The following is a 14,261-nucleotide window of genomic DNA, read 5'->3' as shown; positions in this document are numbered from 1 at the left end:
TGCAGGTTTGAACCAGAAAGAGAGGTCTTCAAATGTTCGACATGAAGCAAGATGCAGTAACCCCGGCAGAGCTCGCAGAGTCCACCGGATTCAGTATCAACACCATTGCCACATGGCGAAGCAGGGGGAAAGGCCCGAAGTTCGTGCGAATCATGGGGCGCGTCTACTACCTCAAGTCAGACGTAAACCAATGGATCAATGACCAAATCAACGCAGCGTAAAGAGAAAGAGAAAACCACCATGTTCAATGATTTCGATCTACTACTTATCCGACAAGGCGCTGACCTTGTACCCGGCGACAATCTCACAGACCAAGACATAGAGCACGTACAACGCGACTGGGCTGCATGGGGGAACCAGCACATCGACCAGGACGGCAATAAGACGTGGCTAGTCGCCTTTGCTAACCGTCGTGGTGACTTGCTCGAGATCACCAACACCCGCGAAATACCGCGCAGTGTGGTCACCCCACCGCGACGCCCGCAACTTCGTGTCATTGCAGGCGGAGCCGCCGTAACCGTGGATCTCGAGAAGCCTGCACGCGTCACCATCGACCTACAAGAACTCAACGCCGCTTAACGGCCTATCCAACATCTAAGAGAAAGAAGCACTTCAAATGTCTATCTACCCACCAAACGCGGCAACAGAGTTTACTACTACAGAAAGGCACGACGGCACCCTAAGCGACTATCTACAGTCCGCTATCGGTAAAGCGCTGAAAGAGTTTATCGGAGATGATCGACTCGCATACATGGCAATGGCCGATGATCTGGTTCCCGCCACCCTAAAAGCATTCACCGCCCTTGATTTCAACCACTACGAACGAGACGAAGCAACCCACACCCCACAAGATTCCCTAGTTTTCCTCAACCATGAAGTTGTGGGGCTACTTGAAGCCGCAGATGAAGAGATCCACGGAGTGTCAACAGAAACGGCCTTAAACACCGACGAACTGCCCGAACATCTTCAAAACGGTATTGCCATGATTCACACAGCGCAGAATCTAATCCGCCTAGAGGTGGGAGTTCACGGACTTGCAGGTAGAGCCAAATACAGCAACGGCACTCCAGTGCGTGAGCACTACCAAAAGCCGGGAACTGAACCACAAGATGACGGAACAACCGCGCTGGTCATACATGACTACGTCACCACGCTTTACCCCGATGGTTTCCGTAGGCACCCCGCATTTCGCACAGAGGATTAGCGATGTTCAGTAGTGCGAGGGAAGCCCTAGGTTCTCGACAAAGAAAAATCTCGGTAGTCGCCCCAAGCGACCACCGAGATTAAGAACAGCTAGCACAAGCAACCAACAGAATGGATTACTTCAATGAATCATACACCGTTAAAGTCTGTCCCCTACATACTTACCCTGTTGGGGTGGTTGACCGTATGCGAAAATGACCCCATTGATTATGAGTTGACCGAGTTCGACGGCCTGGATATGCGGGTAGATAGCGCGGGGTAGAAAGATGAAAAACGCCACCACTTCAAGAGCTTTTGTTGTGGTGGCGCTGCAATTTATGCGCAACAAAAGTGGGCGTTTCTAGTCGCCTGAAAAACCAATCTACCGTAGAGACAAGCACAAAAAGACTATCCCCCGTGGGAAACGACCAAGTAACCACGGGGGAGAAAGAGCCAAATCAAATGTTGCCCCAAATGTTACCACAGAGTCTAGACACAGAGCAGCACCTACTTGCCAGCCTGTTGCACATGACCCCTGCGAAAGCCATCGCCGCGATTGATTCCATCCGGGAAGATACACTCACCCCCAACGCGGTCACCATCGTCAAAGCAATCTATGAGCACGCCAGCCGACACGAAGACGATGGTGTATCCCTAAGTCCCGTCGTGGTCAAAAGCATTCTTGCCGAACAGGGCAACTTTCCCGACTCAGACACCGGCATTCGTGGCATGTTCTTGCAGATAATTAGCGCCATGAGTGTAACCACCGCCCACCACTTCCCGGCATTGAAACGGGATCTCGAGAACGAACACTTCAAAGCAACATTTATTGAGGTGGGGCAACAGTGGGCACAGATCAACCCGAATGATCACAGCTTGGACGAACTAGACATCATCATTCGACGCTTCACCGACCAGTTAAGGACGTCTCGAGGGTATCCACCACCCGCCCCCAAGCAGCCTGTAACCAGAATTTCCGATAGAAAGACGGCCTAACCAATGACTGCAAACCTTAATGACCACTTTGAAGCTGTAGGACTGTCCGCAGTACCGGACGATAATGTCACAGTGACCAATATGCCTCGCCCCTGGAATGCGAAAGACCTAGCCCCGGCAAAACAAATTGAGTGGCTGGCGCGCCATCGTTTACCACGTGGCAACATGACTGTGCTGGTTGGAGATGAGGGAATCGGAAAGTCGCTGTATTGGGTATGGCTGGTTGTGGCTCTCACTACTGGTAAAGGTGCCCCTTTTGCCGGTATTCCTCAAGGTGAACCCCGCCATGTGTTGCTATTCCTCGCCGAAAACGGCTGGTCGGATATGGATCGCCCCCGCCTGGAAGTAGCCGGAGCAAACCTAGACTACGTATGGGTAATTGCCACCAATAAGGACGGCACCGGGTCGGGAACATTCACGGGGGACATTCAGCAAAAGATTGAAGAAATGCCGGTGAAGCCCGCACTTATTATTGCGGATCCGTGGCTCGATACCGTTCCCGGCCACTTCAATATCAAGGACACTCAACAGGCAAAGATGGCGTTAAGGCCGTGGCGTGAGCTTGCCATTAAACGCAATACGAGTGTTCTACTCATTGCCCACACTAACCGTATGTCTACCCCAAACGCCCGCGATAAATACGGGGCAACAGCGGCACTGCGTCAAACGGCACGCATGACACTGTACGCCCAGCAGGACGATGAAACAGGGTATCTGATTGTAGGGGCTGAGAAGTCCAACCTAGTCCCCACTGGAACAAAGGCAGACCAGTTCCGGTTTAATGCTGCAACCCCTACCGGTTTCACGGATACTGTGCCCTATCTCGAGTATGCGGGGCAATCGGAATACACCGCAACTGAGTTGATCGAACAAAAAGCAGCGATAGCCCTGGAATCCGGCAAGCCTGAAACGGTGGACGCTAAGGATCTCGTTAAAGAATTTTTGCGTATGCACAACGGCACCGCCCCGGCAAAAATGGTTGAAGAGTTCTGGAACAGAGAAAACAGAAAACCGTCCTGGAAAACGATCTCAAATAAACGTAGAGATTGGGGTATTGAAACGTTTAAGACTGAGGATGGTTGGGAGTGGTTTATCCCAAATCAAGATCCCACTTCCTAGATGTTATATCTATTTGTTTAGAAACGGGATCTTGGGATCTTCCAGATCAAAGCATGTTTCAAGATCCCGTCATATTTCAAGATCCCAAGATCCCACTTCCCAGAGATATAGGTGCAACATTTTGGAAACGGGATCTTAGGCACTTTCACCCCTGTAAACTTCACCAACCTAAACAACCTTTGGCCGGTGGCACACTAGCCCGCATGACCACACGACTAAGCATCTTTCGTACTCAAGTGCTCGCCGCCTTGGATAAGCCAATGACCCCCGTGGAAGTAGCCGAAAAAATCGGGTCTACCCCACAACGAACCAAAAACGCCCTATGGCACCTAGCCAAAAACGGACTTATCGAGCGCAGTTTCTATGGTGTCTACGCCCCTATCGAGGTGTCCGCATGAGTACCGAGTCATTCAAAGCAGTGAAAGATGAACTCACCGAGGGTCTGAAAATCGTGGACTCTTTCGACGAATTGAAAGCATTCCTTGAGGTCGCAAACTGGATTGTGTACGGAAAATAAAGACGGTGATTTATGTCCGACGAACTGACACGCCAGCAAAAACTAGAACAAGAAGTCCTTAGGTGCCGAAGCTACGGCATGGGGCGAAACGCCACCGCGAACTGGTTGCAGGTATCGACCCGCCAAATAGACAACATATCTAAAGCCCTCAACATTGATTGGGGCGGCGATCATGTTGCTAAAGCGAATAGCGCCCGCGCAGAACAGCTTAAAAGCGCGAAGTTAGACCTAGCGGACAAATTTAGGAAAATCGCCAGCTTAGAACTTGATTCCGTCCTAAAAACAGACTGCACGACACCGGGTGAACGGCGTGACCAAATCATGATTGCGGCCATATCGACCGACAAGTTTTTAAAGCTCACAGAGTCCACCGGGGCACCCGAAGAGGTAGCAGGTCAAGCGGAAGCGGCAGCAGCTTTAGACCGTTTCATGTACGCCACTAAAGCGGCCGTGCACCTAGACAAAGGCAGGCCTGATGACCACTAACCCCACAAGGCCGGGTAGGGCACCGCCTGCAACCCCGTAGACACTCACACCACACCCCTAAACAGAACAGGAACCCCCCAATATGGCTACTACATCTAAACCATTCCGTAATCTCGCTGAACAGCTCGAAAAGGTTAGAGAATCGCTAGGAATTATCGCTAATGCCGTGAACGCGGATAATGATCTATCAGATGACGGTAAAAACAACGCGTGGACTCGCTACACTGCCCCGCACCGCGCCTATGTCGCACAGGTTGAAACAGCCCTTGAAACCATTAGTAAGAACATTGACAAGGCATTCAATGCGGCACGTGACAAGGCACTCCCCACGGCTACGGCAGACACTGGCAAATTGGTTGCCGAAATGGAATTGCAGCGGATTATTAGCAGGGGTATCCCTGATGACATTGGTAGCCTGTACAGGCTGGTCACGTCTATGGAACCATCACCTACCCGCACCGCCTTGATTCATGAATTGGAAGCCCGGGGGCATCTTAGTAGTGAGATGATCAGCGGCATTCTAGAAGAGAACTCACCGGAGATTGCGGCACTCACTTCAATGATGGTTCAACATGTGCGGATCGCAAGTGTGTTTACTTATAACCTGCAAACGACGAATAAGGCGCTTAATGATCGTAAAGCGGTATTTGTCCATTGGGTAAGTCTTACTCGTTCCGATGCAGATTATGACATGGAAGTGCCCGGCCATGTGTTCGTTTCTCCTTGGAAGCCAACGAACGCAGAAACCGTGTACAGGGCACGCTAGAACCCCCTAAAAGCCCGCTATACAGGGTAAAGTGGGTGTTGGTTACTTGAGTCAGCATAAGGGCGGATAGGGCGTTAAACAGCGTCCTAGTCGCCTTTTTCAATGGTTGGGGATATGACAAAACCAGTAAAGACGTTCACTGCGAACGATATTGAAGCGGCACTGATAGGCCTGATTATTGCTTGGAATGAAAACTATTGCACCGACGAGCAGGCCAAACAGACCGCCCAAGCGATAGCCGTAGCGTTGAATAAGTGGGCAGACGAGCGGCTTAGGCGTGGGAAAAAGGATTTAGCGCACCAGGACGAGACACACCACATTGAAAGAGTGTTGCGCCATTGGCTTTTTGAATTCCAGAAAGCCACTCACGATAACTGGCAATTAGACGAGGTGCACTCTCGTTTGCAGTCTGTACACCTAATTGAAGCGGCGGGGGAGTCTACCCGCTACGGCCATAATTGGCGTGAAGTAGTCGAACTTTTAGCGCAGTTCGACACGGTGGAATAGCCCTACCAAGTCATAACTTACTCATAACTTTGTTCGAGATGATACTCCAGTAATCGCCCCTAATGTTGCATGAAAACAGCAGGTCAACGCAATATTTGAGCCAGAAAGACAATACTTATGACTTAATGACAACTAGCACAAACATACTATTCGTATTGCGTAGGTTGTGGGTTCAAGTCCCATCTCCAGCTCATTTTCCTCAAGACCTTAAAGGTCTTGGGGATTTTTAATGGGGTAGCAGGGCAGGTGCGGGTTAGTGGGGGCTAAACCACGGTGCTTTTCGACGCGAAACTGCAGGCGCTTTCAGCTCTGAAAAAGTGATAGCCGAATTTCTATAGCGAAAATCGGATACTTATGTTCCGTGTTTTATGTCTGCTTATGGGGGTAGAAAATGCAGGTTAGACCCCCGAAATGGGAAATATCCTAAAAACCTATTGCATATATTGCGACCTATGCACTACATTCAATCCCTATTAATATTCACTAAAGATAGGCTACATTAACTTTAGATGGCCTTGCCTAAGTGCTCATCTTCTGTGGTCTGCTTTCCTACTGAACCGAGGCACTCGTGCTTTATGCCAATCTCCTCATCGGATTGCGCGAAGGTCTGGAAGCCACCATGGTGGTTACCATCCTGGCGGCGTATCTGACTAAGACTGGTCGTAAAAATGAACGTCCCTTCCTTTTCGGCGGTGTAGCTGCAGCGCTGGTTTTTACCGCAATCAGCTTCGCCATCTTGCACTTTGGAACCAAAACTCTCACCACCCAAGGCCAAGAACTCATCGGTGGCATCGCCTCCCTGGTAACCGTCGCCATGATTACCTGGATGCTGCTGTGGATGAGCAAAGCTGGCAAGAATATGTCGGCAGAACTTAAAGGCCGTATGGAAGCAGCAGTGGGACCTAAGGCTGTCTTCTTTGTCGCTTTTCTGGCTGTTGGCCGTGAAGGTATTGAAACCATCCTTTTGATTTTTGATTCCGTCACTTCCAGCAATAGCACTCCATTTATTGGCCTAGCTTTTGGTATCGCAGTGGCAGTGATCATCGGTGTCCTGATGTACAAGGGTGCAATTCGCGTGGACATCGGAAAGCTTTTCCGCATTTTGAGCATCATGTTGGTGCTGGTTGCCGCCGGAATTTTGCGCTATGGCATTCACGACCTCCAAGAAGCGGGAGTTTTGCCTGGTCTGCACACCTATGCCTTTGATATCTCCTCCGTGTTGGTTCCGGGTACGTGGTTTGCAACTGCCATTGAAGGCGTATTCAACTTTGTGCCACAACCAACGGCACTGTCCTTTATTGCTTGGGCGCTATACCTGGTAATCGTGATGTACCTCTTCCTGCGCTCAAATAAGCCAGCTCCTAAAAAGACAGCACCTGCAACTCCTGAAACTTCAGCTCCAGAGAAAGTAACCCACAATAATGTCTAAGCGTTCTGTTTCCCTTTCCCTCCGCGCAGTTCCGACCGCCCTGGCACTCTCCCTTTTGCTGGCTGGCTGTGCTGATAAGGCAGCTGTTGGTGCTTCCACCATTGATGTCCAAGCAGATGACACCACCTGTGCAGTAGCAACCACTGATCTCTCCACTGGTTCCACCACCTTCAACGTGGTCAACAACGGTACCAAGACCAATGAGTTTTACATTATGACCAGTGGCGGACGTGTTTTGGGCGAAGTGGAAAACATTGGACCTGGAGCTTCCCGCACCTTGGTTGTGGAATTCCAAGAAGCCGGCGAATACACCACTCTGTGCAAGCCCGGCATGGTGGGCGATGGTATTACTGGAACCTTGCAGGTCACCGGTGATTCTGTGAACTCGACCGAGGGTGATGCAGCACTAACCGAAGCAGTCGATAGCTACACCTCCTATGTACGTTCCCAAACCGAGAACCTGCAAGGTGTCAGCGCTGCCTTTGTTGATGCCATTAATGCTGGCGATGTAGAGCTGGCTAAATCCCTTTTTGCACAGGTACGTACTCCTTATGAGCGCATTGAACCAGTGGCAGAATCCTTCCCCAACGATCTTGATCCCCGCCTTGACCTGCGTGAAGCTGACCTGGCAGAGGGCGATACCTGGACCGGTTTCCACGCCATTGAAAAAGACCTTTGGGTTAATGGTGCGATCACCGATAACACCAAACAGCTTGCCGATCAGCTGTCCAAGGACCTGCAGGAGCTTGTCGACGGTGTGAACTCCGCAGAATTTCAGCTCACTCCAGTTCAAATCGCCTCTGGCGCTCAAGGCCTGTTGGATGAGATCGCAACCTCCAAGATCACTGGTGAGGAAGACATTTTCTCCCACACTGACCTCTATGATTTCCAGGCCAATCTAGATGGCAGCCGTGCGGCTATTGCATCCTTGGAAAAGCCTTTGGAAGAGCGCAAGGCAGGCATGCTGTCTGAGATCAATGCTCGCTTTGATGCTGTGCAGGAAGAGCTGGACAAGCACCGCGAAGGTGATGGATTTGTCAGCTATGACCAGGTAGATGACACTGAGCGCAAGGCTCTGTCCACCGCGCTTGATCACCTGACCGAAGAAGTTTCTAAGGTACAAAGCGTAATTTCTGAATAGTTATGTCTGAAAACATCAATGAGAATGAATCCTCCAAGGGCGTAAGCCGCCGCGGCTTTTTGGCTGCCATGGGCATTGGCGCCGGCGTTGGCGTCCTTGCAGGAGGTGGCGGAGCAGTGGCTTTATCCCAGGTCACCGAACAAGATTCCAGCGAGTTCACCATTGCTTTCCGCGGTGCAAATCAAGCTGGAATCACCACGGCGCAACAAAATCACCTGCATATTGTGGCCCTCGATGTGCTCACTGAAGATGCCAATGAGCTAAAAAACATGCTCACCACCTGGTCAAAAATGGCAGAAAGAATGACGCAGGGGCTGCCAGCTGCGGAAGAGGGCGCGGAAAACGAGTACAGCGTCCCCGTCGATTCCGGCGAGGCGCATGACCTCGGTGCGCAAAACCTTACCGTTACCATCGGTTACGGTCCGACGCTTTTCGACGCCCGCTTTGGGTTAGAAGGCAAAAAGCCGGTCCACCTCAACCCTTTGCCCACCTTCCCAGGCGATCAGTTACGCGAAGAACTTTGTGATGGCGATATTGTCATTCAAGCTTGCGCTGATGATCCTCAGGTTGCAGTGCATGCAGTCCGAAACTTGGTACGTGCAGGTAGTGGAGTGGTAGAGGTGAGCTGGTCACAGCTTGGATATGGCCGAGCCAGCTCAACTGGTTCAGAACAATCCACGCCGCGTAACCTCTTTGGCTTTAAAGACGGCACCCGCAATATCCGTTCTGATGAAACTAAAGATCTCCAAGAATTTGTATGGGCCGATGAAGCTGATTGGATGAATGGTGGCTCTTATTTATGTGCCCGCCGTATCCGCATGTTGCTAGAACTATGGGATCGTCAAAACTTAGGCGAACAGCAGGCTACTTTTGCGAGATTCCGTTCTTCTGGTGCACCACTTGGTACCTCAGATGATCCGGAACAAGAATTTGCAGCGGTTCCCTTCAACCTGATTTATGGTCGTGAGCCTGCCGTTCCGGTGGATTCTCATGTGTTCTTGTCACATCCAGAAAATAATGGTGGTGTTCGTATTTTGCGCCGCGCTTATAACTTTGTGGAAGGCTCGGACACTTTTGGGCATCTATCGGCGGGGCTCTTCTTTATTGCCTTTTCGGCTAATCCAGATGAGACCTTCATTCCTATTCAGATGCGACTCGCTCGCAATGACCGCATGAATGAATATGTACGTTATGAATCCAAGGCCATTTTTGCTTGTCCCCGTGGACTGAAAGATGGCGAAGACTGGGGTTCGCAACTTTTTAATAGCTAGATCATTCAAGGGCGCTGCCACAGAGGAAGCGCCCTTTTCTCTAAGCTGGGCGTGAGTAGAAATCCAGCAAAATGAAGGGGAGTAAGGAATTATGAGCTCAGGATTTAGCCCCGCAGAAATTGAAGATATGCAGCAGCGCGCTGCTGAATTACGCGCTGCTGCAGCCGGGGGAACCGGAACTAAAAAGAAGGAAAGGGAAGCAGCTGATTGTACTGCTGCCATCGAAGCTTTAGCAGGCTCTGATAAAGAAATTGCCCAATTGCTGCATCGCGTGGTTAGGGAAGAAGCACCACATCTTGATCCCAAAACCTGGTACGGATTTCCCTCCTACGCCCGTGATGGCAAGGTAGTGGTTTTCTACCAACCAGCCTCAAAATTTGGCACCCGTTATGGATCAATTGGTTTTAATGAAGATGCCTTTTTAGATGATGGGGAGTTTTGGCCCACTTCTTATGCAGTTTTGGCGATCAGCGATAAATTTGAGGCAAAGCTGCGAGGGTTGGTGAGTAAAGCAGCAGGCTAAAGGACCCCCAAAGTTTGAAAAACTAAGTGGAAAATCAGTTTTTCACAGTTCCGCTAGCTTTAAGCGCGTAAAGTTATGGCATGGGAAAGTTACTTTTCGTAGACATCGGCGGCACTCTCGTGGACTACTCCAATGAACTTCCGAACTCGGCTATTGAGGCAATCCGTCAGGCCCGCGCCAATGGGCACCGTGTTTATTTAAGTTCCGGTCGCAGTAGCGCTGAGGTGAGCTCAGAACTTTGGGGCATCGGCGTTGATGGCCTGATCGGGGCCAATGGCGGTTATGTGGAAAGCGCGCAGGAATCTGTTTTCCACCGCAGACTCTCTGGCGAAGAAACTACAAAAATTAGTCAGTGGCTTTATGATCGTGGCCTGGAATTTTATTTGGAATCCAATAATGGACTTTATGCCAGCCGTAATTTTCGCACGGCAGCGGAGCCTGTCTTAGCCAAGCTGTCAGATAAGTCCACAGTCACCGTTGATGAGATGTATCCACAGATGTTTTGGAATCAGAGTTTGCAGCGCGATGATGTAAATAAGATCAGCTATATCTTCAATTCCGAAGAAGATCTACAGGCTGCCCGTGAGGCATTTCCTGATTTGGAACACACCACCTGGGGTGGCACTCATGGTGCACTTTTTGGCACTATCGGAGTTGCCGTTAATAAGAAGATCGGCGTTGACCAGCTGTTGAAGTACCTCAACGTCGATCGTGCTGACACCATCGCCTTTGGTGATAGCGATGAGGATCTTTCGCTTTTTGAGGCAGCCGCTTATGGCGTTGCCATGGGCAATGCCTCCCATTCTCTTAAAGCAGCAGCGGATTTGGTCACCGACGCCGTTGACCAAGACGGTCTGCGCAAGGCATTTATCACCTTGGAGCTTATCGACGCCTAGGTGCGCGGTTGTGAAGCATGCTGCGGGGGTCTAACCCCCAGCAGCAAAACCACACCAAGCAAAAGCACCAGTGCAATCGCTAAAACACCGCTGCGATCAGTGCCGCTGAAGGCGACAAAAATGCCAAAAAGCGCGGGCGAAATCCAACTCACCGCGCGTCCCGCGGTGGCATAAAGGCCAAAGAGCTGGCCTTCCTGGCCTTCGGGGGAAAGGCGTGTCAAAAAGCTTCTCGACGCCGACTGTGCCGGTCCAACAAAGGCACAAAGGATGAGGCCAAAGATCCAAAAGCTCAGTGGACCAGAAACAAAGTAGAGCACAACTGCGTCAATGATCATCAGGACCAGCGAGGCAATAATGATGGGTTTTGGTCCTATTTTGTCATCTAAAAAGCCACCTGCGATAGCTCCCAAAGCAGAAACCACATTGGCTGCCACACCAAATAACAAAACATCGCCAGCAGAAAGACCATAAACCGAGACTGCCAAAATGGCGCCGAAGGTAAATACACCGGCGAGACCATCGCGGAATACAGCTGCAGCAATGAGGAAAAAGACAGAATTAGGATCGCGCTTCCACAGCTGCTTAATCTGCTGCAATAAATCGGCATAGGCTGCGATAATTCCCTTTGGCTGGTTATCGGCTTCTACCTGGGCGGGGATCTCCGGTACCCGCAGCAGCGCTGGAATGGCGGAAATTAAAAACCACAAGGCGGCAAAAATAGCGACCATGCGGATATTTAAACCATCGGCTATGGGTAAATTGAGGAATCCTCGGCTCTCGCCCTCACCTGCGACAAATCCGAAATAACACAGCAGGAGCAAAATGATGCCCCCGAAATAGCCCATTGACCAGCCAAAGCCGGAGATCTTACCGACATTTTTTCGGTTGGAAATCTGGCTGAGCTGGGCGTAGTACTGCACTTCGGCAAATTCAAAGGCAATATTGCCCAATGCCATGAGGGCTACGCCCAACCAGAAATAGCTAGGGTCAGTGTTTTTAACGGCAAAGAGACAAAACATCATAAAGATAGTGAGCATTGTCCAGATCCGCAGAGATTTACGTCGGGTTCCACGAATATCTGAGCGGCGGCCCATCACTGGTGCCACCAAAGCCACCACTACACCAGCAATAGCCACAGCCGTGGAATAAAGCGAGGTCGCATTGGAACCTGCAGGCAAAGTCACACCCACTGACTCGGTGAGATAAACCGAGAATATGAAAGTCACCAGCACTGCATTAAAAGATGCTGAACCCCAATCCCAAAAAGCCCAGGAAATAATGGGGGCTTTTGATGTAGTTTTCTCCGTAGCCGTGACAGTCATGGCTAAGACTTTAGGGTAGAAAACCCCTATTTGCTGGGGATGAGATCCAAAATTGTCTCCAGCATGGCCTGGCGCTGGGCAGACTGGAGGACTTCATCGTGAATGTAGTCATGGACAAAAAGGCCATCGGCGGCAAGTTGCACCAAATAAATTGCGCGCTGTTGTGCGCTGCTTTCGAGGCCTGTGGCCTCTGGAATCCAGCGACGGTTGACTCGCCTCCAAGCGCTGAGGAAATCGGGGTGGGAGGGCGCGTCGATAAGCAAAAGGAGTTCGGGACGCGAAACATTCTCGGTCAAGGTGATGACAACTGCGCGCAGGCGCTCCATGGGGTCGGAGGAATCGCCGGCAATGGCGGTGAGTTCGGCTTCCCAATCTGCGGCAAGGAGTTCATGCATTCCCAATAAAAGCTCGTGTTTGCTGGGGAAATGATAAATCAAACCAGATTTGGATAGGCCGGTTGCTGCTGCGAGGGAATCATAACTTAAGGAGTCGATACTGTGCTCGCCAATAAAATTAATGGCAGTGCGCAGGATCATTTCTTTTTTACTAGTGCGCATGAGCTGTTCCTTTAGGGTTTCCACGGAAGAAAATCGCAGTAAGTACGGCGGCAAGAAGGGCACACATTAAGGCGATGAACAAAATATTGTTATAGGCCGAATCCAAGGCAGCGCGAGCTGCTGCTCCAAAAACTTCATCGTGTACGCCAGCGGAAAAATTATCTGCCACTTCGGTTGGAGCCAATCGGGCATAAAAGGCGGGGAAGAGGCTACCCAAGATTGCTACCGATAATAAGGTGCCAAATTCATAGGATACCTCTTCTATGGAGGAAGCCATTCCGGCTTTGGATACAGGTGCGGAGCCAATAATCGCCGTGGAGGCAACCGCAAAAACAGCTCCGGTGCCGATTCCGATAAAGAATAACCCGCAGATAAAAAAGGCTAATGCAGTGTTGTGGGTGGTTCCCCAGATACACAGTGTGATGCCTAAGGATGAGGAAAGGAATCCACCACTGAGCAGATTTCTAAAACCCCATCGGTGCAGGTTGGCGCCCCCGATAATGGACATGGGGAAGCTGCCGAAAGCGATGGGCAGCATCAATAACCCAGCTTCAAGTGGGGTGAAGTTGAGGGATAGTTGGAAACGCTGGGAGGTGGTCATTTCTATGCCAGAGATGGTGAACATCGCGAAGCCCGCGGCGATCACGCCTCCGCTAAACAGTGGATCCCGGAACAGGGAGGCGTCGAGAAGCGGTTCTTGAATCCTTTTTTGGCGCCAGCCAAAGCTGACCGCTGCTATCAAGGAAATTCCAGCGGCGAGCGCTATCAGAGGCAGGCTGCGGGTAGGGGAGACGGCGTCTTTAATAGCGATAATGAGGAATGCCAAGGTGAGCAGCGCAAAGAAAGAGGAGAGGAAATCCCATTTTTTCTCTGGATTGGCGATATTGGGAGGTGCTACGGCCAGCGTCACGATGAGAGCAATCACTGCGATGGGGACGTTAAGAAGAAAGACTGAGCCCCACCAGAAATATTCCAACAGCAGGCCACCGACGATAGGACCAAGCGCTGAACCAATAACTGCGATTGAACCCCAGATGCCGATGGCGGTATTTCTTTCGCGTTCATCGCGGAAAGTAAGGCGGATAAGTGCCAAGGTGGCAGGCATCATGGCCGCGGCGCCTAGTCCGAGGAAAGCGCGGGCAATGATCAGCGCCCCGGCGCCGGGAGCAAAAGCTGCAGTAAGGGAGGCTAAACCAAAGATACTTAGGCCACTGAGAAACATTCTGCGGTGACCGATTTTATCGCCCAGGGTGCCAGTACCAAGCAATAAACCAGCCATCATGAGTGGATAGGCGTTGATAATCCACAGGGATTGGGTTTCGGTGGCATGGAGCTGTTCGCGCAGAACCGGCAGTGCCGTATAAAGAATGGAATTGTCGAGCGCGATGAGCAGAAGTCCCGTGCTGATAACCGCCAAAAAGCCCCAGCGCTGGGCTGGGGTGGTTTGCGGTGTGTAGCTTGCTGGGAAGCTTTCCTTGGTGGTGAGGTTCACAAGGTCAAACTGTAACGAATGGTCGGTACAGTTTCAACTCTCCTTCCTCCGCAGCTT

Annotated in this window: 18 protein-coding genes; 15 read left to right on the top strand and 3 right to left on the bottom strand. The window is 51.0% G+C overall.

Going from position 1 to position 14,261, the window contains the following annotated elements; all coding sequences use genetic code 11:
- Positions 1-32: 32 nt before the first annotated feature.
- From H924_RS11190 to H924_RS11125, 15 genes are all read left to right on the top strand, one after another.
- Positions 33-221 carry a helix-turn-helix transcriptional regulator gene (locus H924_RS11190; RefSeq protein ID WP_015652064.1) on the top strand — a complete coding sequence of 63 codons (189 nt, stop codon included), beginning with the start codon at positions 33-35 and terminating at the stop codon, positions 219-221.
- The gene (locus H924_RS11185) at positions 199-579 is read left to right on the top strand and encodes a hypothetical protein (protein ID WP_155885564.1); all 381 of its coding nucleotides are present in this window, start codon (positions 199-201) and stop codon (positions 577-579) included. The genes H924_RS11190 and H924_RS11185 overlap by 23 nt, the downstream gene beginning before the upstream one ends.
- 37 nt (positions 580-616) lie before the next feature.
- Complete coding sequence (locus H924_RS11180) at positions 617-1,204, top strand: hypothetical protein (RefSeq protein WP_015652062.1); 588 nt, start codon at positions 617-619, stop codon at positions 1,202-1,204.
- A gap of 506 nt (positions 1,205-1,710) precedes the next feature.
- Complete coding sequence (locus tag H924_RS11175) at positions 1,711-2,178, top strand: hypothetical protein (protein WP_155861959.1); 468 nt, start codon at positions 1,711-1,713, stop codon at positions 2,176-2,178.
- A gap of 3 nt (positions 2,179-2,181) precedes the next feature.
- Complete coding sequence (locus H924_RS11170; RefSeq protein WP_015652060.1) at positions 2,182-3,297, top strand: AAA family ATPase; 1,116 nt, start codon at positions 2,182-2,184, stop codon at positions 3,295-3,297.
- A gap of 203 nt (positions 3,298-3,500) precedes the next feature.
- Positions 3,501-3,695 carry a helix-turn-helix domain-containing protein gene (locus H924_RS14235; protein WP_155861958.1) on the top strand — a complete coding sequence of 65 codons (195 nt, stop codon included), beginning with the start codon at positions 3,501-3,503 and terminating at the stop codon, positions 3,693-3,695.
- On the top strand, positions 3,692-3,814 hold the full coding sequence (locus H924_RS14695) for a hypothetical protein (protein WP_281167546.1): 123 nt from the start codon (positions 3,692-3,694) through the stop codon (positions 3,812-3,814). Before H924_RS14235 ends, H924_RS14695 begins: the two co-directional genes overlap by 4 nt.
- A gap of 12 nt (positions 3,815-3,826) precedes the next feature.
- Positions 3,827-4,300, top strand: a complete 474-nt coding sequence (locus tag H924_RS11160; protein ID WP_015652058.1) for a hypothetical protein — start codon at positions 3,827-3,829, stop codon at positions 4,298-4,300.
- Between the two features lie 82 nt (positions 4,301-4,382).
- Positions 4,383-5,066, top strand: coding sequence for a hypothetical protein (locus H924_RS11155; protein ID WP_015652057.1), 684 nt, complete (start codon positions 4,383-4,385; stop codon positions 5,064-5,066).
- Positions 5,067-5,180: 114 nt separating this feature from the next.
- On the top strand, positions 5,181-5,573 hold the full coding sequence (locus H924_RS11150; RefSeq protein WP_015652056.1) for a hypothetical protein: 393 nt from the start codon (positions 5,181-5,183) through the stop codon (positions 5,571-5,573).
- A gap of 568 nt (positions 5,574-6,141) precedes the next feature.
- Positions 6,142-7,002: an iron uptake transporter permease EfeU gene (gene efeU, locus H924_RS11145; RefSeq protein WP_015652055.1), complete on the top strand. Its 861-nt coding sequence runs from the start codon at positions 6,142-6,144 to the stop codon at positions 7,000-7,002.
- Positions 6,995-8,143, top strand: coding sequence for an iron uptake system protein EfeO (gene efeO, locus H924_RS11140; protein ID WP_015652054.1), 1,149 nt, complete (start codon positions 6,995-6,997; stop codon positions 8,141-8,143). Before efeU ends, efeO begins: the two co-directional genes overlap by 8 nt.
- Before the next feature lie 2 nt (positions 8,144-8,145).
- Positions 8,146-9,414: an iron uptake transporter deferrochelatase/peroxidase subunit gene (efeB, locus tag H924_RS11135; protein ID WP_015652053.1), complete on the top strand. Its 1,269-nt coding sequence runs from the start codon at positions 8,146-8,148 to the stop codon at positions 9,412-9,414.
- 91 nt (positions 9,415-9,505) lie between these two features.
- Positions 9,506-9,937, top strand: a complete 432-nt coding sequence (locus tag H924_RS11130; protein WP_015652052.1) for a hypothetical protein — start codon at positions 9,506-9,508, stop codon at positions 9,935-9,937.
- Positions 9,938-10,017: 80 nt separating this feature from the next.
- Complete coding sequence (locus tag H924_RS11125; protein ID WP_015652051.1) at positions 10,018-10,833, top strand: Cof-type HAD-IIB family hydrolase; 816 nt, start codon at positions 10,018-10,020, stop codon at positions 10,831-10,833.
- Here H924_RS11125 and H924_RS11120 read toward each other — a convergent pair.
- Genes H924_RS11120 through H924_RS11110 form a run of 3 tightly spaced genes read right to left on the bottom strand, consistent with a single transcriptional unit; the run spans position 10,830 to position 14,204 of the window.
- Positions 10,830-12,155 carry an MFS transporter gene (locus tag H924_RS11120; RefSeq protein ID WP_015652050.1) on the bottom strand — a complete coding sequence of 442 codons (1,326 nt, stop codon included), beginning with the start codon at positions 12,153-12,155 and terminating at the stop codon, positions 10,830-10,832. The genes H924_RS11125 and H924_RS11120 overlap by 4 nt on opposite strands.
- 26 nt (positions 12,156-12,181) lie before the next feature.
- Positions 12,182-12,712: a TetR/AcrR family transcriptional regulator gene (locus H924_RS11115; protein WP_015652049.1), complete on the bottom strand. Its 531-nt coding sequence runs from the start codon at positions 12,710-12,712 to the stop codon at positions 12,182-12,184.
- Complete coding sequence (locus H924_RS11110; RefSeq protein ID WP_015652048.1) at positions 12,702-14,204, bottom strand: MFS transporter; 1,503 nt, start codon at positions 14,202-14,204, stop codon at positions 12,702-12,704. Before H924_RS11110 ends, H924_RS11115 begins: the two co-directional genes overlap by 11 nt.
- Between the last annotated feature and the right edge of the window lie 57 nt (positions 14,205-14,261).

The organism is Corynebacterium callunae DSM 20147, assembly GCF_000344785.1.
GTDB classification, from domain to species: Bacteria; Actinomycetota; Actinomycetes; order Mycobacteriales; family Mycobacteriaceae; genus Corynebacterium; species Corynebacterium callunae.
This window is presented reverse-complemented; position numbering and strand designations above follow the sequence as displayed.